The sequence below is a fragment of the Pseudomonas umsongensis genome (genome assembly GCF_012647205.1).
Taxonomy (GTDB): domain Bacteria; phylum Pseudomonadota; class Gammaproteobacteria; order Pseudomonadales; family Pseudomonadaceae; genus Aquipseudomonas; species Aquipseudomonas umsongensis.
In genome coordinates this window covers 322,160-340,061 of sequence record NZ_CP051487.1, presented here as the reverse complement: position 1 = coordinate 340,061, position 17,902 = coordinate 322,160, and the positions used below count along the sequence as shown (strand labels likewise).

The 17,902-nt window shown below is 60.1% G+C and carries 15 protein-coding genes; 10 read left to right on the top strand and 5 right to left on the bottom strand.

Going from position 1 to position 17,902, the window contains the following annotated elements; all coding sequences use genetic code 11:
• Positions 1-86: 86 nt before the first annotated feature.
• The 9 genes from HGP31_RS01500 (at position 87) to HGP31_RS01460 (ending at position 9,158) form a co-directional block, all read left to right on the top strand.
• Complete coding sequence (locus HGP31_RS01500; protein WP_020795813.1) at positions 87-845, top strand: hypothetical protein; 759 nt, start codon at positions 87-89, stop codon at positions 843-845.
• 220 nt (positions 846-1,065) lie between these two features.
• Positions 1,066-2,307 carry an SfnB family sulfur acquisition oxidoreductase gene (locus HGP31_RS01495; protein WP_168757071.1) on the top strand — a complete coding sequence of 414 codons (1,242 nt, stop codon included), beginning with the start codon at positions 1,066-1,068 and terminating at the stop codon, positions 2,305-2,307.
• 38 nt (positions 2,308-2,345) lie between these two features.
• A complete protein-coding gene (locus HGP31_RS01490) occupies positions 2,346-3,539 on the top strand; it encodes an SfnB family sulfur acquisition oxidoreductase (protein WP_168757070.1) in 1,194 nt (397 codons plus the stop codon).
• The gene (locus HGP31_RS01485; RefSeq protein ID WP_151143825.1) at positions 3,539-4,897 is read left to right on the top strand and encodes an LLM class flavin-dependent oxidoreductase; all 1,359 of its coding nucleotides are present in this window, start codon (positions 3,539-3,541) and stop codon (positions 4,895-4,897) included. Before HGP31_RS01490 ends, HGP31_RS01485 begins: the two co-directional genes overlap by 1 nt.
• Positions 4,898-5,050: 153 nt before the next feature.
• Entirely contained in the window at positions 5,051-5,860 is an 810-nt protein-coding gene (locus tag HGP31_RS01480) for a MetQ/NlpA family ABC transporter substrate-binding protein (protein WP_020795818.1), read from the top strand.
• Positions 5,861-5,862: 2 nt separating this feature from the next.
• Positions 5,863-6,984: a methionine ABC transporter ATP-binding protein gene (locus tag HGP31_RS01475; protein WP_151143823.1), complete on the top strand. Its 1,122-nt coding sequence runs from the start codon at positions 5,863-5,865 to the stop codon at positions 6,982-6,984.
• The gene (locus HGP31_RS01470) at positions 6,974-7,618 is read left to right on the top strand and encodes a methionine ABC transporter permease (RefSeq protein WP_168757069.1); all 645 of its coding nucleotides are present in this window, start codon (positions 6,974-6,976) and stop codon (positions 7,616-7,618) included. Before HGP31_RS01475 ends, HGP31_RS01470 begins: the two co-directional genes overlap by 11 nt.
• A gap of 444 nt (positions 7,619-8,062) precedes the next feature.
• Positions 8,063-8,395 (top strand): DUF6124 family protein, encoded by a 333-nt coding sequence (locus tag HGP31_RS01465; protein ID WP_020795821.1) that lies wholly within the window; start codon positions 8,063-8,065, stop codon positions 8,393-8,395.
• A 133-nt stretch (positions 8,396-8,528) separates the two neighbouring features.
• Entirely contained in the window at positions 8,529-9,158 is a 630-nt protein-coding gene (locus HGP31_RS01460) for a class I SAM-dependent methyltransferase (RefSeq protein WP_168757068.1), read from the top strand.
• A 52-nt stretch (positions 9,159-9,210) separates the two neighbouring features.
• On the opposite strand, the gene HGP31_RS01455 is transcribed toward HGP31_RS01460, so the two are convergent.
• From HGP31_RS01455 to HGP31_RS01445, 3 genes are read right to left on the bottom strand one after another with little or no spacing between them, the layout of a single operon-like run.
• Positions 9,211-12,264 (bottom strand): efflux RND transporter permease subunit, encoded by a 3,054-nt coding sequence (locus HGP31_RS01455; protein WP_168757067.1) that lies wholly within the window; start codon positions 12,262-12,264, stop codon positions 9,211-9,213.
• Positions 12,261-13,328 (bottom strand): efflux RND transporter periplasmic adaptor subunit, encoded by a 1,068-nt coding sequence (locus HGP31_RS01450; protein ID WP_033045259.1) that lies wholly within the window; start codon positions 13,326-13,328, stop codon positions 12,261-12,263. The genes HGP31_RS01455 and HGP31_RS01450 overlap by 4 nt, the downstream gene beginning before the upstream one ends.
• A complete protein-coding gene (locus HGP31_RS01445) occupies positions 13,325-14,428 on the bottom strand; it encodes an efflux RND transporter periplasmic adaptor subunit (RefSeq protein WP_033045258.1) in 1,104 nt (367 codons plus the stop codon). The genes HGP31_RS01450 and HGP31_RS01445 overlap by 4 nt, the downstream gene beginning before the upstream one ends.
• A 184-nt stretch (positions 14,429-14,612) precedes the next feature.
• Between HGP31_RS01445 and HGP31_RS01440 the strand changes: the two genes are divergently transcribed.
• Entirely contained in the window at positions 14,613-15,809 is a 1,197-nt protein-coding gene (locus tag HGP31_RS01440) for an AAA family ATPase (protein ID WP_020795826.1), read from the top strand.
• Positions 15,810-15,906: 97 nt separating this feature from the next.
• On the opposite strand, the gene HGP31_RS01435 is transcribed toward HGP31_RS01440, so the two are convergent.
• Both HGP31_RS01435 and HGP31_RS01430 read right to left on the bottom strand, forming a co-directional pair.
• The gene (locus HGP31_RS01435) at positions 15,907-16,689 is read right to left on the bottom strand and encodes a MetQ/NlpA family ABC transporter substrate-binding protein (RefSeq protein WP_007972924.1); all 783 of its coding nucleotides are present in this window, start codon (positions 16,687-16,689) and stop codon (positions 15,907-15,909) included.
• A gap of 262 nt (positions 16,690-16,951) precedes the next feature.
• Positions 16,952-17,875 (bottom strand): sigma 54-interacting transcriptional regulator, encoded by a 924-nt coding sequence (locus HGP31_RS01430; protein ID WP_168757066.1) that lies wholly within the window; start codon positions 17,873-17,875, stop codon positions 16,952-16,954.
• Positions 17,876-17,902 lie beyond the last annotated feature (27 nt).

Sequence of the window (17,902 nt, the reverse complement as noted above, 5' to 3'; positions counted from 1 at the left end):
CTCAAAGTAATGAACGGTTTTGCTGTTCGAATTCACGTTTTGTTTTCCCCAAACGGACTTCATTGCAAAACATCAAGGAGACTTCCATGAAAAGCACCTCAACTAAAACCGGACTTGCCGCCCCGACTCTCGCGCAATCGCACAAGGTAGGGATCAACCTCGCCTCGGCGACGCACTTGCTGATCGAGGTGCCGCCCTACCCCGCGATGGACGAAGGCGACCTGATCGAACTGTTCTGGGACAACTGCTTCGTCGCTTCCAGGGTCCTGACGGCCAACGAGATTGGCCAACCCGTCCAGCTACGGGTACCCGAGAGTTTTATCGCTAGCGGCTCTTCATACGTCCACTATCGAATCATGCAGATAGGACAAGCACCGATCGTATCCCCCGCCCAGCGCGTGCAGTCCAAACTCGAGTGTCCGGGCGGGCAGGTATCTGCGTTCAGTGGTGACGAAAATCAGAGCCTGGCCCCGGTAAACATTCCCGGGACAATTCGACGCCAGGGAGTGAACCCTAACCAGATCAAGCGTGGCGTGCCGGTGACCATCGAGCCCTATGTGAACATGGCCGCCGATGACGAAATTACCTTGCGATGGGGCGATGCCCGCATGGATTTGCCCCCACTCAAGGAACGCGATGTGGGCCAGCCGGTTCAGGTCTGGGTGCCTCCGGCGATCATTCTGGAAGCCGGCGAAGACCTGCGACTTGAAGTGACTTACTGCATCCTCGATCGCGTAGGCAACAATTCTCGCTGGGCACCCGCACGGACATTGAAGATTGGTTGTGCCAATCCCTACCTCAAGGAGCCGAAGAGCGATCACCTCCAGGCCGCGGAACATCGCTAGCGATGGCTGCGATCTTGGGACCTTCTATGCATATTCCTAAAAGTTAGTTTTAAAAATATTTATACAAGATTAGGGTATATACACCGGACCACCGGACATTCTTGTTTTCGTTCGCCGCACCCCGCGGCGTTTTCATGAGATGTGAGGTAGGTATGGTCCGGAACACAATCACCCCAGTGCAGATCGCCAGGGCATTGCGTGTAGCCAAGGAGTGGCACTGATGTCCAGTCTGGCTGATGCAATCGTCCAGAGTGACCTGGACATCGCCCCATTGTTGTTGCCCGCGCAAGTGCTGCGCAACGACGCCCAAGCCATCAAGGCCGCCCATGAACTGGCGCAAGTCGCTCTCTTGCAGGCGGCCAGGCGCGACCAGCAACGCAAGTTGCCGTGGTCGGAAATCGAACAATTCACTCGAAGCGGCCTGGGCAGCATTGCCATTCCCCGCGAGTACGGTGGTCCAGAGGTTTCCTTCGTCACCCTCGCCGAGGTGTTCGCGATCATTTCCGCGGCGGACCCGGCCTTGGGGCAGATTCCGCAGAACCAGTTCGGCATCCTGAACCTGATACTCGGCAGCGCTACCGAAGCGCAGAAAAAACAGCTGTTCAAAAGCGTGCTCGAAGGCTGGCGCATTGGTAATGCCGGACCGGAACGTGGCGCTAAAAACACCCTTGAACTCAAGGCGCGCATCACTGCCGATGGCGACGGTTTTGTCCTCAACGGCCAGAAGTTTTATTCCACCGGCGCGCTGTTCGCGCACTGGGTCGCGGTCAAGGCGCTCAATGACGACGGCAAGCAAGTGCTGGCCTTCGTTCGTCGCGGTACGCCGGGGTTGCGCATCGTCGATGACTGGTCCGGTTTTGGCCAGCGCACCACCGCCAGCGGCACCATTTTGCTCAACAACGTGCGAGTCGACGCCGAGCTGGTGGTGGATAACTGGAAGATCAATGAAAAGCCCAATACTCAGGGCGCGGTTTCGCAACTGATCCAGGCGGCCATCGATGCCGGCATCGCCCGGGGCGCGATTGATGACGCCATCAAGTTCGTGAAAACCCGCGCCCGGCCATGGGTTGACGCCAACGTTGAACGGGCCTGCGATGACCTGTACGTCATCGCCGATATCGGCAAGCTGAAAATCGAACTGCACGCCGCCGAAGCGCTGCTGCGCAAGGCCGGGCAGGTGCTCGACCAGGTGAGCGCCGCACCGCTCACCGCTGAGTCCGCTGCCCGCGCTTCGATTGCCGTCGCCGAAGCCAAAGTGTTGACCACCGAAATCTCGTTGCTGGCCAGTGAAAAGCTGTTCGAGCTGGCCGGCAGCCGCGCCACCCTTGCCGAGTTCAACCTCGACCGCCATTGGCGCAACGCCCGGGTGCACACCCTGCATGACCCGGTGCGCTGGAAATACCACGCGGTTGGCGCCTATTACCTGAACGGCACGTTGCCGGCTCGGCATTCCTGGATTTGACGGCCAGACACTTTTTTACCAGAGCTCTGGAGAAACACATGACCCTTTCTCAACACGTCGCAGTCATCACCAGCGATGAGCAAGCCCTGATCGTCGCCAGCGATCTGGCCGAAGATTTCAAACGCGACAGCGCCCTGCGCGACCGTGAACGTCGCTTGCCACACCCCGAGCTGGAGGTGTTCTCCCGCTCGGGCCTGTGGGGCATCAGCGTGCCGAAGGCGTATGGCGGCGCGGGCGTTTCCAACGTCAGCCTGGCCAAGGTCATCGCACTGATCGCCCAAGCGGATGGTTCCCTCGGGCAAATCCCGCAGAACCACTTCTATGCGCTGGAAGTGCTACGCGTGAATGGCAGCGAAGCGCAGAAAAAGCGCCTGTACGCCGAAGTACTGGCCGGCCAGCGCTTTGGTAATGCACTGGCAGAGCTGGGGACAAAAACCGCCCATGATCGCGTCACCCGTCTGACACGCGATGGCGATGGCTATCGCATCAACGGTCGAAAGTTCTACGCCACCGGCGCGATCTACGCCCAGCGCATCCCGACCTCGGTGATCGATGAAAACGGCGTGCAGCAACTGGCTTTTGTCCCGCGCAACAGCAAGGGCCTGACGGTGATCGACGACTGGAGCGGCTTCGGCCAGCGCACCACCGGTAGCGGCTCGGTGGTGTTCGAAGAGGTCTTTGTGGCCGCCGAAGACGTGATCCCGTTCCAGACCGCCTTCGAGCGGCCGACACCGGTCGGCCCGCTGGCGCAGATTCTCCATGCCGCCATCGACACAGGCATCGCCCGCGCGGCCTATGAAGACGCGCTGCATTTCGTGCGCACCAAAACCCGGCCATGGATCGACGCCACCCATGAAAAAGCCAGCGACGACCCACTGACCCTCAAGAGTTTCGGCCATTTGAGCATTCGTCTGCACGCTGCCGAAGCCTTGCTTGAGCGCGCTGGTGAATTGCTCGACAAGGCCCAGGCCGATACTCATGCCGAGAGCGTCGCTGCCGCGTCGATTGCGGTCGCCGAGGCTCGCGCCATCAGCACTGAAATTTCCCTCGCCGCCGGCACCACCTTGTTCGAATTGGCCGGCAGCCAGGCCACCCTGATCGAGCACGGTCTGGATCGCCATTGGCGCAACGCCCGGGTGCATACCCTGCACGACCCGGTGCGCTGGAAATATCACGCAGTCGGCAACTACTACCTCAACGATGAAAACCCGCCACTGCGGGGGACCATCTGATGGCCGAGGCGAAAAAGAAGATCCTGCTCAACGCGTTCAACATGAACTGCATCGGGCACATCAACCATGGCTTGTGGACGCATCCACGGGACACCTCGACCCAGTACAAGACGATCGAATACTGGACCGAACTGGCACAGGTGCTGGAACGCGGGTTGTTCGACGGCTTATTCATCGCGGATATCGTCGGCGTCTATGACGTGTACCAGAACTCGGTGGACGTGCCGCTCAAAGAGTCGATCCAGCTGCCGGTCAACGACCCGTTGCTGCTGGTTTCGGCGATGGCTGCGGTGACGAAAAACCTTGGCTTCGGCCTCACCGCCAACCTCACCTACGAACCGCCGTACCTGTTCGCCCGGCGCATGTCGACGCTGGATCATCTGAGTCGCGGTCGAGTCGGTTGGAACATCGTCACCGGTTACCTCGACAGCGCGGCCAAGGCCATGGGCCTGAACGAACAAGTCGAGCATGACCGCCGCTACGACCAGGCCGATGAATACCTGGAGGTGCTCTACAAACTCTGGGAAGGCAGTTGGGAAAACGGCGCGGTACTCAACGATCCGCAGCAGCGCATCTACGCTGCGCCTGAAAAAGTACACAAGGTCGAACACAAGGGCGAGTTCTATCAGGTGGAGGGTTATCACCTGTGCGAGCCGTCACCGCAGCGCACCCCGGTGCTATTCCAGGCGGGTAGTTCCGATCGCGGTTTGCTGTTCGCCGGGCGCCACGCCGAGTGCGTGTTCATCAGCGGCCAGAACAAACCGTCGACCAAGGTCCAGGTGGACAAGGTTCGCGCCAGCGCCGTCGAGGCCGGGCGCAACCCTGAGGACATCAAAGTGTTCATGGGCTTGAACGTGATCGTCGGCGCAACTGAAGAACTCGCTTGGGCCAAGCACGCCGAATACCTGAGCTACGCCAGCGCCGAGGCCGGCGTGGCGCATTTTTCGGCCTCCACCGGCATCGATTTTTCCGAGTATGGCATCGACGAACCGATCCAGTACGTCAAGAGCAACGCGATCCAGTCGGCGACCAAAAACCTGCAGAACAACGACTGGACCCGGCGCAAATTGCTGGAGCAACACGCCCTGGGTGGCCGCTACATCACCGTGGTCGGCTCGCCCGGGCAAGTGGCCGATGAGCTGGAATCGTGGATCGCCGAAACCGGCCTGGACGGCTTCAACCTGACGCGCATCGTCACACCGGAAAGCTATGTGGATTTCATTGAGCTGGTGATCCCGGAGTTGCAACGGCGTGGGTCGTACAAGACCGCCTATGACGGTGGCTCGTTGCGCGAAAAGCTGTTTCACGAAGGGGCGCATTTGCCTGAGCAACACACCGGATCTCACTACCGACACTAACCCTTGTAACTGATCGTTCCCACGCTCTGCGTGGGAATGCAGCCAGTGACGCTCCGCGTCACAGCCGCAGGGACGCGGAGCGTCCCGAGAGGCGTTCCCACGCAGAGCGTGGGAACGATCGGCCAAATTTATGTACTGACTGGAATAACCAACATGACCAAGAAACTCCTGACCCACCCAGTCAAAGCACTGGCCCTGGCCCTCGGCCTGTTCAGCTCCGCGGTTTTCGCCGCCGATGCGCCGCTGAAAATCGGCACCACCGCCGCCTTCGCCATTCCTCTGGAAGCGGCCGTAGAAGAGGCCGGCAAACAAGGCCTGAAAGTTGAACTGGTGGAATTCACCGACTGGATCGCGCCCAACGTCAGCCTCGCCGCCGGCGACATCGACGTGAACTACTTCCAACACATCCCGTTCCTGGAAAACGCCAAGAATGCCTCAGGGTTTGACCTGGTGCCCTTTGCACCGGGGATCATCAACAATGTCGGTCTCTACTCGAAGAAGTACAAAAGCTTCGACGAGCTACCGCAAGGCGCCAGCGTGGCCATCGCCAACGACCCGATCAACAGCGGGCGTGGCTTGCAGCTGTTGGCCAAGGCCGGCTTGATCACGCTTAAACCGGGGGTCGGCTACAAGGCCACCGAAGAAGACATCATCGCCAACCCGAAGAACATCAAGATCCTGCAAGTCGAAGCCGTGCAACTGGTACGTGCCTACGACGACGCCGATCTCGTCCAGGGCTACCCGGCCTATATTCGCCTGGCTAAAACCTTCGACGCCGGTTCTGCCCTGCTGTTCGACGGCCTCGACCACAAGGAATACGTGATCCAGTTCGTGATCCAGCCGAAGAGCAAAACCGACCCGCGCCTGATCAAGTTCGTCGACATCTACCAGCACTCGCCAGCCGTTCGCGCAGCCTTGGATAAAGCCCACGGCAAGCTCTACCAAGCCGGTTGGGAGAGCTGAGCATGACAGCTGCGATCCAACGGCGACTGGATATTCCAGAGCCCCAGAAAGCTGAACAGACCGAACTGCACCCGGACCTGAACCGCGCTCACGTGCGCTTCATCGGCCTGGGTAAAACCTATGACGGCAAGCAAGGTCCGGTGGCCGCGTTGCAGGGCATCGACCTGGCGATCCAGCACGGTGAAGTGTTCGGCATCATCGGTCGTAGCGGCGCCGGCAAGTCGTCGCTGATCCGCACCATCAACCGCCTCGAACAACCGACGTCGGGGCGCGTGCTGATCGATCAAGTGGACATCGGCGAGTTCGATGAAGACCATCTGGTGGCGTTGCGTCGGCGCATCGGCATGATCTTCCAGCACTTCAACCTGATGTCCGCCAAGACGGTTTGGCAGAACGTCGAGCTGCCGCTGAAAGTCGCCGGCGTACCCAAGGAAAAGCGCGAGCAGAAGGTTCGTGAACTGCTGGAACTGGTGGGCTTGCAAGCCAAGCACAAGGCTTACCCGGCGCAACTGTCCGGCGGCCAGAAACAGCGCGTCGGCATCGCCCGCGCCCTGGTTCACGACCCGGCGATTCTGCTGTGCGACGAAGCCACTTCGGCACTGGACCCGGAGACCACGCAATCGATCCTCGGCCTGCTGCGCGAGATCAATCAGCGCCTGGGCCTGACGATCATTCTGATCACCCATGAAATGGCGGTGATCCGCGAGATCTGTGATCGCGTCGTGGTGCTGGAACACGGGCGCATCGTCGAACAAGGCCCGGTGTGGGAGGTCTTCGGCAACCCGCAGCATGAGGTCAGCAAGACCCTGCTCGCACCGTTGCAACACGCCCTGCCGCCAGAGCTGCAAAGCCGCTTGCATCCGCAACCGCAGTCCGCGGAAGACGCGGTGGTACTGCGCCTGCAGTTCACCGGAACGGCCCAGGCCGAACCGGACCTTGCCGCACTGTTCAGTGCACTCGGTGGCCGCGTGCGTTTGCTGCAGGGTGGCGTGGAACGGATTCAGGGGCATGCGCTCGGGCAACTGCTGCTGGCGGTGACAGGTTCGCCCCTCGGCGCCGAAGAACTGCGCGAACGCGCCGGCCATTGGGCGCAACAGGTAGAGGTATTGGGTTATGTGGTTTGATCGCTTGCTGCAGGGTTTCATCGACACGTTTCTGATGGTCGGCGTGTCGTCGTTGATTGCACTGATGGCGGGCATTCCGCTGGCAGTGATCCTGGTCACCAGTTCCAAGGGCGGCATCTACGAAGCCCCGGCGCTTAACCGCGCACTGGGTGCCTTCGTAAACCTGTTCCGCTCGATTCCGTTCCTGATCCTGATGGTGGCGTTGATTCCGTTCACTCGCTTGATCGTCGGTACCACGTACGGCGTTTGGGCAGCCGTGGTGCCATTGACCATCGCCGCTACGCCGTTCTTTGCGCGCATCGCTGAAGTCAGCTTGCGCGAAGTCGATCACGGCTTGATCGAAGCCGCACAGGCCATGGGCTGCCGACGTGAGCACATCGTCTGGCATGTGCTGTTGCCTGAGGCGCTGCCGGGGATTGTCGGGGGCTTCACCATCACCCTGGTGACGATGATCAACTCATCTGCCATGGCGGGGGCGATTGGTGCCGGTGGGTTGGGGGACATTGCCTATCGGTATGGGTATCAGCGCTTCGATAGCCAGATCATGCTGACGGTGATCGTGTTGCTGGTGGCGTTGGTGGCGGTGATTCAGTTGGGTGGGGATCGGTTGGCTCGGGGATTGAACAAACGTTAGATCAAGATCAAAAGATCGCAGCCTTCGGCAGCTCCTACAGGGTGGCGCCACAGGGAATGTGTACACCCTGTAGGAGCTGCCGAAGGCTGCGATCTTGGCGATATTTCGTACAAGAAAATCGGCAATTCTGAAGGCTCAATCCCTTTCCTTTGCAGGACGTTTCCTAGATTATTCCGCTCGCTTGCGCCTGCCAAACTCCGTGGTTAGTCTCGGTCCGTCACTGCTCATCAGTGATCGGGTTTAGTAGCCCGGAACAATAGGCGCATAGCAATTCCATGCTCATGTCCGGCACTTTGCCGCATGCAGAAAATGGTGGCTGTGCGTGGGGTACCTTCGGGTGCACCGGTTTCTCCTATTGACCGGCCTACTAACCTGCGTACAGCCGCCACCCAATCGTTTAGTAGGCGAAAAGTGTCGGCTCCCATGCAGCAATAGGAGCAACACATGGAAAGATCAGTACCCGACCCACCCCCCGAAAAAGACCCGCTCAGGGATCGATCAGCGCTCTACCGCGCCATTGATTTCTACCTCACCGGCGATCAACCCTCCCCGCCCGACGAACTGCGGTTCTACAACGTCAGCAAAGACGTGAGCTTCGAAGACACCCAACTCTACATCGCCGATCTGCTGCGCTGCGCCTCGGTCACAGCCTATCAATGTGGCGACCATCTAAAGGGCGCCGACCGTGCAATGGTGTTCTCGGTCTGGCATTTGCTGGAGATTGCCAAGGCGATGGTGGATCATTCCATTGAGTGCCTGGGGATGAAGAAGAGCTGAATCAAGATCAAAAGATCGCAGCCTTCGGCAGCTCCTACAGGGAGCTCCTCTGTAGGAGCTGCCGAAGGCTGCGATCTTTAAAGCGCGAAAGCGCTTATAGTTTGCGCATCTCCCTTTACCTGCGCAGCCGACCATGAAACAGACTCCCGCCGACCTCGAGCAGATCACGTCCACGACTCTGGGCCATTACAACTCGGTGGCCGAAAGTTTCCGCGAAGGCACCCGCGATCACGATGTCAGCCAGAACATCGACGCGCTGTTGCGGCATATTCAGGGCGAGCCGCCGTTCGACATTCTCGATTTTGGCTGTGGTCCCGGTCGCGACCTGCAGACCTTTACGCGCATGGGCCACACGGCGGTAGGCCTTGATGGCTCGCAGAAGTTTGCGCAAATGGCCCGGGAGGACAGCGGTTGCGAGGTCTGGCAGCAGGACTTCCTGAAGCTGGATTTGCCTCAGGAACGCTTCGATGGGATTTTTGCCAATGCGGTGTTGTTTCACATCCCGCGCCAGGAGCTGCCCCGGGTATTGAAAGAGCTGCGCACGGCATTGAAGGCAGGTGGTGTGTTGTTCAGTTCCAATCCCCGTGGCGACAACCAGGAAGGCTGGAACGGGCCACGCTATGGGTCGTATCACGACCTGAAGGCATGGCAGCAATTGCTGACCGAAGCGGGCTTTGTGGAGCTGGAGCATTACTACCGGCCAGCGGGGCTGCCGCGCGAGCAGCAGCCTTGGTTGGCGAGTGTATGGCGCAAGTCTTCGTAGTCAGTACTGACGCCATCGCGGGCTTGCCCGCGATGAGCGCGCAGCGCTCGTCTTAGCGCACTTCTTTCTTCGGCTCGCGAATCTTGTACCAGGCCACATACAAGGCCGGCAAAAACAGCAGCGTCAGCAAGGTGGCGACGATGATCCCGCCAATCATCGCGTAGGCCATCGGCCCCCAGAACACTTCCCGGGCAATCGGGATCATGCCCAGGCTCGCCGCCGCCGCGGTCAGCAGGATCGGTCGACGACGATGCTCGGTAGCTTCCACCACCGCATCCCAGGGTGACGAACCTTGTGCCACGAACTCATCGATCTGGGTCACCAGGATCACCGAGTTGCGGATGATGATACCGATCAGCGCCAGGATGCCGAGGATCGCCACGAAGCCCATCGGCGTTCCGGTCGGCACCAGCGCCAGCACCACGCCAATCAGCCCCAGCGGCGCGACGCTGGCCACCAGGAACATCTTCTGCACGCTGTGCAGCTGAATCATCAGGAAGGTGGCCATCAGGAACACCATCAACGGCACCACCTTGTTGATCGGCCCCTGGGCCTTGGCGCTTTCCTCCACCGTACCGCCCGTGGCGACCTTGTAGCCAGCCGGCAACGAGGCGGCGAATTTTTCGATATCCGGCTTGAGCTGTGTCACCAGATCGGTTGGCTGGATATCACCGATGACCGCCGTCTTGATGGTGATTGTCGGTTTGCGGTCGCGACGCCACACCAGCGGTTGCTCGAGTTCGTAGCGCACGGAGGCAAACGCCAGCAGTGGAATGGAGGTGCCGCCCGGTGTGAGGATCTGCAGGTTCTGCAGGGTATCCGGTGAGCCCCGCTCGGCGTCCACGGCGCGACCGACCACGTTGATCAGATAGATATCGTCGTCGACCTGGGTCACCGTCGAGCCGCTGACGATGCTGTTCATCAGGTTCGCCACGTCTTCGGACGACAAGCCGAGCTGGCGCGCCTTGTCCTGGGCGATGTCGATGCGCAGTACCTTGCCTGGCTCGTTCCAGTCGAAAATGATTTCACCGATGTGCGGGTTCTTGTCCAGTTGGCTGGCCAGATCGATGGCGTGCTTGCGCACCTGGTCAATGTCCGGGCCGCTGACGCGGTACTGGATCGGCCGCCCCACGGGTGGGCCCATTTCCAGGGCCTGGACGAAACTGCCGATGCCGACGAAGTCTTTGCGCAGGCGTTCGCGCAGGCGGTCACTGAGGGCTGCGCGCGTCTCGAAGTCTTTACTCACAATCACCAGCTGAGCGTAGTAAGGGTTCTGCAGTTGCTGGTCGAGGGGCAGGTAGAAACGAATCGCGCCCTGGCCGATGTAGGTACTCCAGCGCACGATGTCGGGGTCGCCCTTGAGGGTCGCTTCAAGTTTATCCACGGCTTTGCGGGTTTCATCAATCGAGGCATTTTGCGGCAGGTTCAGATCCACCAGGATTTCCGGGCGATCCGAGGCCGGGAAGAACTGGTTCTGCACAAAGCGCATGCCGACCACCGACAACCCGAACAGCAGCACCGTTATGCCGATCGCCCACCAGCGGTTACGCATGCTCCACAGCAGGCCGCCATTGAACGCCCGCCCGAGGCGCCCGGGCTCTGCCGAGTGCGGCTTCACATTGGTACTGAGGATGTGCACGCCAATCACCGGGGCGAACAACACCGCGACAACCCACGAGACCAACATGGCCACTGCAATGACCGCAAACAGGGTGAAGGTGTATTCACCGGCTGAGCTGCCATTGAGACCAATGGGGACGAAACCCGCCACTGTTACCAGCGTACCGGTGAGCATCGGGAAGGCGGTCGAAGTGTAGGCAAAGGTCGCGGCCTGTTCCTTGGTTTCGCCCAGTTCCAAACGCGAGACCATCATCTCGACGGTGATCATCGCGTCATCCACCAAAAGTCCGAGGGCGATAATCAATGCGCCGAGGGAAATCCGCTGCATGGTGATGCCGCTGTATTCCATGAACACGAAGACCATCGCCAGCACCAGCGGGATCGAGCACGCCACCACCAGCCCCGCGCGTACGCCGAGGCTGATGAAGCTGACCACCAACACGATCACCACGGCTTCGAACAACGCACTGGTGAACCCGCCTACGGCCGCTTCCACGACGACAGACTGATCGGACACGTTGTGCACACCGACGCCCACCGGCAGATTGGCCGTCAGCTCATTGATGCGCTGGTGCAGGGCCTTACCGAAGTCCTGGATGTTGCCGCCCGTTTGCATCGCAATGGCCAAACCGATGGCGGGTTGGCCATTGAAGCGAAATTCCGGGGTCGACGGGTCGACGTAACCACGGCGAATATCGGCGATATCGGCCAGGCGATAGAAACGGTCATTGAGCCGCAAGTTGACGTTGGCCAGATCCTTCTCGGAAATGAACTGCCCGGACGTGCGCACGGAAATCCGCTCCGGACCGGCTTCGATCACCCCGGACGGCGTCACGGCGTTCTGGGTCTGCAGGGCTTGTACGACTTGCTGCTCGTCGATGCCCAGCGCCGCCAGTTTGCGTGTCGAGAAATTCAGGTAGAGCACTTCGTCCTGCTGGCCGACCATCTCGATCTTGCCCAGCCCCGGCACACCGCGGATATCGGCGCGCGCCTGCTCGACGTAATCGCGCAACTGGCGCAACGACAGGCCATCGGCGGTGAAGGCGTAGATCGAACCAAACACGTCACCGAACTCGTCGTTGAACGACGGCCCCTGAATGCCCTGGGGAAACGAGTAGCGGATGTCGCCGATTTTCTTGCGCACCTGGTACCAGATTTCCGGGATGTCCTTGGCCTTGGTGGTATCGCGCAAGTACACGTAGACCGTGGATTCGCCAGGGCGGGTATAGCTTTTCACGTAGTCGAGGGAATCAAGCTCTTCGAGCTTTTTCTCGATACGGTCGGTGATCTGCTTGAGGGTTTCTTCCTGGGTTGCACCGGGCCAGCGGGTCTGGATCACCATGGTCTTGATGGTGAACGACGGGTCTTCCTCGCGACCCAGGTTCAGGTACGAGAAGACGCCCATCAGCAGAGAAACAAACATCAAATACCAGACGAACGACTGATGCTTGAGGGCCCATTCGGATAAGTTGAAACTCCCTTTCATTGTGGGTTGCCCTCATCGACTTTCACTTTCTGCCCCGGCTTGAGGCTGTTCACACCGGCACTGACGACTCGCTCGCCAGCCTTGATATCGTTGGCCAGCACCACCGTAGTTTGCGTACGGCTGACGATGCTGACATCCCTTGGAGAAACCGTTTGCGTCTGCGCATCAATGATCCAGACGCGGTTTTTGCCGTCGACCTCCTGCAAGGCACTCAGGGGGAGCTCGATGCGCGGCTTGATCGCGCTACTCAAGGTCACGCTGATCGCCGTGCCGAGGCGAAACGCCGGCGGTGTTTCGGTCAGCGTCAGGCGTGCGCGCCGGGTTCGGGTCGCACTTTCGGCCTGGGGTTCGATTTCACGCACAATGGCCGTGGTGGCAATGTTCGGGTTCAGTTGCGAGGCAACCTGGAACACCACGTCGGCGGGCAACTGGTCGATCAAGGTGTCGGGCAGGTCGATCACCGCTTCCTTGATGTCCGGCTGCGCCAAAGTGACCACCTGCTGGCCCGCGGTGACGACCTGCCCGGCTTCGGCACTCCACGCCGTGACCACGGCCTTGTGATCGGCGCGCAACTCGACATAGTTGAGCTGGTCCCTGGCTTGGCTGACCGCGGCCTTGGCCTGGTCGAGCGAGGCCTGGGTGGTTTTCAGGTCGGTGAGTGCGCTGTCGAGCTGCGCCTGGGAGCCCACCCCGCGATCAAACAATTGCTGCTGTCGCCGGGCGCTGGCCTGGGCGTTGATGAGTTGCGCCTGGACACTCGCCAGGTCGCCCTCGGCCGAACGCAACTGGTTCTGCTGGTCGGTGGGATCAAGCGTGGCGAGCAAGGCCCCTTTGTCGACTTCGGCACCGACATCGACGCTGCGACTGGCAATGCGCCCCGGTACTCGGAAACCGATATTGCTTTCATAACGGGCCTGGATGCTGCCCGCGAAACGCCCGAGATTCTGCTCATCCAGGGCCTGGACCGTGATCGACAACACTGGACGCACCATTTCCGGGGCGGGTTCTTCTTTCGAGCAGGCCAGCAGCATCATACCGGCGAGCACCACTAACAGACGCTTCATTGCGCAGTCCCCACAGACAAATCCTTGTAGGTGTCTTCGGCGATTTCCACCGTCACACCGGGGTGCAGTAACTGACCGCCCGCGACGACGACTTTTTCACCGCCGGTCAGTCCGGCGCTGATGATGACTTTACCGGTCAGGTAGCGGCCAACCTTGACGTTGTGCAATTGCGCCTTGCCCTCCCCATCCACCAGCCACACCGCCGGCTCGCTGACATTTTTGGTCAGCGCCGACCACGGAAGCTCCACGGCGGACTTGCCCCGGGTATTGGCGGTGGCACTCACCACCGAGCCCAATTGCATCCCTGGCGGCAAGCTGTCGAGGGTGACTTTGACCTGCACCGTACCCGTTTGCTCGGAGACGGCCGGAGTGACTTCCCGCACGGTCCCGGTGGTCTTGACCGCCGGATTATCCAGCAGACTGACCACCACCGCCCTGTCCGACGGTGGCTCGGCCAGTAGCGACTCGTAGACGTTGAACACCGCATCCCGATCCCCGTCCCGGGCCAGGCTGAAAATCGGCACCGTGGCCTGCACCACCTGGCCGACCTCGGCCTGCCGCGCCGTGATCACGCCCGGTGCGTCGGCGATCAACGCGGTGTAGCTCAATTGTTCACGGGCGTTGGCCAGTTGCGCCTCGGCAGCCGCCAGCGAACTTTGGGTGCTGCGCAAGGCCGCCTGGGCGGAATCGTATTCGCTCTGGCTCGTATAGCCCTTGGGCAACAACTTCTGCTGGCGTACGAAGGCCGCGGCGTTCTGCTTGACCTTGGCCTGCTCGGCGACAACCTGGGCCTGGGCCGAATCGACGTTGGTCTGCAGGTCCTTGGGATCGAGCCGGGCGAGCACTTGCCTGGCCGAGACCCGGTCACCGACATCCACCATACGCTGGATGATCTTGCCCCCGACGCGGAACGACAACTCGGTCTGCACCCGGGCCTGGACATCACCGGTCAACGTGATGTTGACGGCGTAGTCGGCCAGCTTGACCTCTTGCACGAAAACCCGGGGCCGGTTCTTTTCGACCGGTGCCTCTTCACTGCAGGCGCTCAGCAAGGCCAACAGGCTCAGGCCAAGCGCTATTTTCATTCCGGGACCAACCATGCAGACTCCTTTGCGTTTAACGGGCGCGATTCGCATGTGAGCTTAGAACAGGGATTAACCTTCGCCTACGCAATAATCGTCATTTCCTACACAGGAGCTGCGAAAGGCTGAGATCTTTTGCATTTAAATGATAAGAATCAAAAAAGATCGCAGTCTCCGGCAGCGCCTACAGAGAACGTCCTTCATGCTCAAGACCCTCGCGGTGGCCAATTACCGCTCGATCAACAAACTGGTCATTCCGCTGGGTCGGTTGAACCTGATTACTGGCCCCAACGGCAGTGGTAAATCCAATCTCTACCGCGCGCTGCGCCTATTGGCGGAAACGGCTCAGGGTGGCGTGGTCAATGCGTTGGCTCGCGAGGGTGGACTTCATTCGACCTTCTGGGCCGGCCCAGAAACCATCACCCGGCGCATGCGCAATGGCGAAGTGCCGGTAGAGACGACGGTGCGACAGGGCGTGAAGCGTTTGCGATTGGGATTTACCGGAGAAGAATTCGGATACTCGATCAGCCTGGGGCTGCCCGATTCGAATGGTCATTTCATGCTCCCTGGAAACCCTTTACCCATTCCGTCACGTTTCAGCCTCGACCCGCAAATCAAGCGCGAATGTCTGTGGGCCGGGACGTTCTATCGCCCAGCAAGCGTTTTGGTAGATCGTGACGGCCCGCTGATTCGCAGTCGGTCCAACCGCAGCTGGGACGTGCTGGCGCAACACACGCCGAATTTCGACAGCCTGTTCGATCAGGTCGGCAGCCTGCGTACTTCGCCGGAAGTCCTGGAGACCCGTGAGTTCATCCGCCGCTGGCGCTTCTACGATCACTTTCGCAGCGATGCCGACGCTCTGGTGCGTCAGCCACAACTGGGCACCCGCACCCCGGTATTGCACCACGACGGTCGGGACCTGGCGGCAGCATTGCAGACCATTATCGAAATCGGCGACCCCGAGGCATTGCGCAACGCGATCAGTGACGCATTTCCCGGTGCACGACTGCACATCGAACCGCTTCCCGGCGGACGCTTTGCTATCGAGTTCTATCAGGAAGGTTTGCTGCGGCCGTTGTCGGCGGCTGAGTTGTCGGACGGGACGTTGCGTTACTTGCTATTGGTGGCGGCACTGCTGACGCCCCGGCCGCCGACATTGATGGTGCTGAACGAACCGGAAACCAGTCTGCATCCGGATCTGCTGCCAGCGCTGGCGAGGCTGATTATCCGGGCGTCGGAGCAATGCCAGGTGTGGGTGGTGTCCCATGCGCGACGCCTGATTTCGGCACTGCAAGAGGACCCGCAGTGCAATTGCATCGTGCTGGAGAAAAACCTCGGGCAAACCGGGATTGTCGGGCAGCGGATGCTGGATGAGCCGGCGTGGTATTGGCCGGATTGAGGCACATGGATTGTTCCCACGCTCTGCGTGGGAACGATCACGCCGACGCTGTCTCAGCTGTCGGCGTTGGCAACCTGGAACGGGTTTACCTCGTGAATCAGAACGCTGGCAAAACCGCGCCGCTGTACTTCTTCTCGATGAAAGCTTTCACTTCCGGGCTGGTCAGGGCCTTGGCCAGTTTCTGGATGGCGACGCTGTCCTTGTTATCAGGACGAGCAACCAGGAAGTTGACGTAAGGCGAATCGGCACCTTCGATCACCAGTGCATCCTTGGCCGGGTTCAGGCCCGCTTCCAGCGCGTAGTTGGTGTTGATCATGTCCAGGTCAACCTGGTCCAGCACACGCGGCAGCATGGCGGACTCAAGCTCCTTGAACTTGAAGTTGTGCGGGTTCTTGGCGATGTCTTTCGGGGTGGCCAGGGCGTTCTTCGGGTCTTTCAACTCGATCAGGCCAGCCTTCTGCAACAGGATCAGGGCACGGCCGCTGTTGCTGCCTTCGTTAGGGATGGCAATGGTCGCGCCGTCTTTCAGCTCGGCCAGGGTTTTGACTTTCTTCGAGTAGCCACCGAACGGTTCGACGTGAACGCCGATCACGGTTTCCAGGTGAGTGCCTTTGCCTTCGTTGAAGCTCTTCAGGTACGGCAGGGTCTGGAAGTAGTTGGCGTCCAGACGCTTCTGGTCGACCTGCACGTTTGGCTGAACGTAGTCGGTGAAAACCTTGATTTCCAGGTCCACGCCTTCTTTGGCGAGGGTTGGCTTTATCAGTTCGAGAATCTCGGCGTGTGGAACCGGGGTCGCCGCAACCACCAGTTTCTCGCCAGCCTGTGCCAGGCCCGCAGTCAGGGCAGCCGCCAGTGCGGTGAACAACAGAACCTTTTTCATGCAGTGTCCTTATCGAAAATCACGGTCGCTTGTGGCGACGGCTAGATATTTAGGTGCCAGTGAAGTGCTATCGCTGGCGTGACGCGGACAATACCGGGATTTTTTATTCCCGAACAATATCTTTTATTCACTTTCATATTCCATTTTGTTCATACATCGCCACAACCCATGTAGGAGCTGCCGCAGGCTGCGATCTTTTGATTTTGCTCCTTTGTGACCTCAAGGCAGCTGAAAATCAAAAGATCGCAGCCTGCGGCAGCTCCTACAGGAGGCCGGCGTTTTGTAGAAGGCGTCTCAAGGCTTCTTTCTCAGTGGTGGAGCCGCTTCCGAGTATCCGCTTGAGCTGCTGTTCGATCTGCTTCAGCCCTTCATCAGGCAAATTCAAATGCTCCGGCAAAATCTCGTCGCCGGTACTCACCAACAGCGCAAAGTGAATGACGTTTTCCAGCTCACGGGTATTGCCCGGCCAGCTATGTCGCTCCAGCACCGCTTGCGCGGCCTCGCTGATCAACGGCACTGGCAGGTCCAGGCGCTGGCTGTAGATGCCGAGGAAGTATTCGGCCAACGACAGGATGTCGCCCACACGTTCGCGCAGTGCTGGTAGTTCGAGTTGACCTTCGCTGAGGTAATGGTAGAGCCGCTCGTGGAATTTCCCGGCGGCGACAGCCTGGGCCAGGTCGATACTGGTAGCGGCGACCAGGCGCACGTCCACCGGGCTCGGTTGATGCGCACCGACGCGGGTCACTTCGTGGTTTTCCAGGGCGGCGAGCAATTTGATTTGTATCGGCAGCGGCAGGTCGCCGATTTCATCCAGGTACAACGTGCCACCGTTGGCCGAACCGAACCAACCGGCGCGGCTGCTGGCAGAACCGCTGTAGCTGCCGGCGGCATAGCCGAACAATTCGGCGTCGGCATAGGTTGGGCTGATTGCTCCGCAATTGACCGAGACGAACAAACCGCCGCGATCACTGGCGCGGTGGATGTGCCGGGCCAGCAGTTCCTTGCCGCTGCCGGTTTCACCACGAATCAGTACCGAGATCGAGCGCGGTGCCAGCTGTTCCAGCTCCTGGCGTAATTGCCGCGAGCGCGGGTCGACGAATACCAGCGCCTTGGCGCGGATGCTCAGGGGACTTTTTTCAGCATCGGGAAAGGTCAGCAGTGGCTGACCAAAGGTTTCAAAGCTCATGGCAGACTCCCGCCCAAAACCGCCAGG

What these genes read in the sequence shown, in the direction of transcription:
- HGP31_RS01500 (WP_020795813.1), top strand. Translation starts at nt 87, where the DNA reads ATGAAAAGCACCTCAACTAAAACCGGACTTGCCGCCCCGACTCTCGCG.
- HGP31_RS01495 (WP_168757071.1), top strand. Translation starts at nt 1,066, where the DNA reads ATGTCCAGTCTGGCTGATGCAATCGTCCAGAGTGACCTGGACATCGCC.
- HGP31_RS01490 (WP_168757070.1), top strand. Translation starts at nt 2,346, where the DNA reads ATGACCCTTTCTCAACACGTCGCAGTCATCACCAGCGATGAGCAAGCC.
- HGP31_RS01485 (WP_151143825.1), top strand. Translation starts at nt 3,539, where the DNA reads ATGGCCGAGGCGAAAAAGAAGATCCTGCTCAACGCGTTCAACATGAAC.
- HGP31_RS01480 (WP_020795818.1), top strand. Translation starts at nt 5,051, where the DNA reads ATGACCAAGAAACTCCTGACCCACCCAGTCAAAGCACTGGCCCTGGCC.
- HGP31_RS01475 (WP_151143823.1), top strand. Translation starts at nt 5,863, where the DNA reads ATGACAGCTGCGATCCAACGGCGACTGGATATTCCAGAGCCCCAGAAA.
- HGP31_RS01470 (WP_168757069.1), top strand. Translation starts at nt 6,974, where the DNA reads ATGTGGTTTGATCGCTTGCTGCAGGGTTTCATCGACACGTTTCTGATG.
- HGP31_RS01465 (WP_020795821.1), top strand. Translation starts at nt 8,063, where the DNA reads ATGGAAAGATCAGTACCCGACCCACCCCCCGAAAAAGACCCGCTCAGG.
- HGP31_RS01460 (WP_168757068.1), top strand. Translation starts at nt 8,529, where the DNA reads ATGAAACAGACTCCCGCCGACCTCGAGCAGATCACGTCCACGACTCTG.
- HGP31_RS01455 (WP_168757067.1), bottom strand. Translation starts at nt 12,264, where the DNA reads ATGAAAGGGAGTTTCAACTTATCCGAATGGGCCCTCAAGCATCAGTCG.
- HGP31_RS01450 (WP_033045259.1), bottom strand. Translation starts at nt 13,328, where the DNA reads ATGAAGCGTCTGTTAGTGGTGCTCGCCGGTATGATGCTGCTGGCCTGC.
- HGP31_RS01445 (WP_033045258.1), bottom strand. Translation starts at nt 14,428, where the DNA reads ATGGTTGGTCCCGGAATGAAAATAGCGCTTGGCCTGAGCCTGTTGGCC.
- HGP31_RS01440 (WP_020795826.1), top strand. Translation starts at nt 14,613, where the DNA reads ATGCTCAAGACCCTCGCGGTGGCCAATTACCGCTCGATCAACAAACTG.
- HGP31_RS01435 (WP_007972924.1), bottom strand. Translation starts at nt 16,689, where the DNA reads ATGAAAAAGGTTCTGTTGTTCACCGCACTGGCGGCTGCCCTGACTGCG.
- HGP31_RS01430 (WP_168757066.1), bottom strand. Translation starts at nt 17,875, where the DNA reads ATGAGCTTTGAAACCTTTGGTCAGCCACTGCTGACCTTTCCCGATGCT.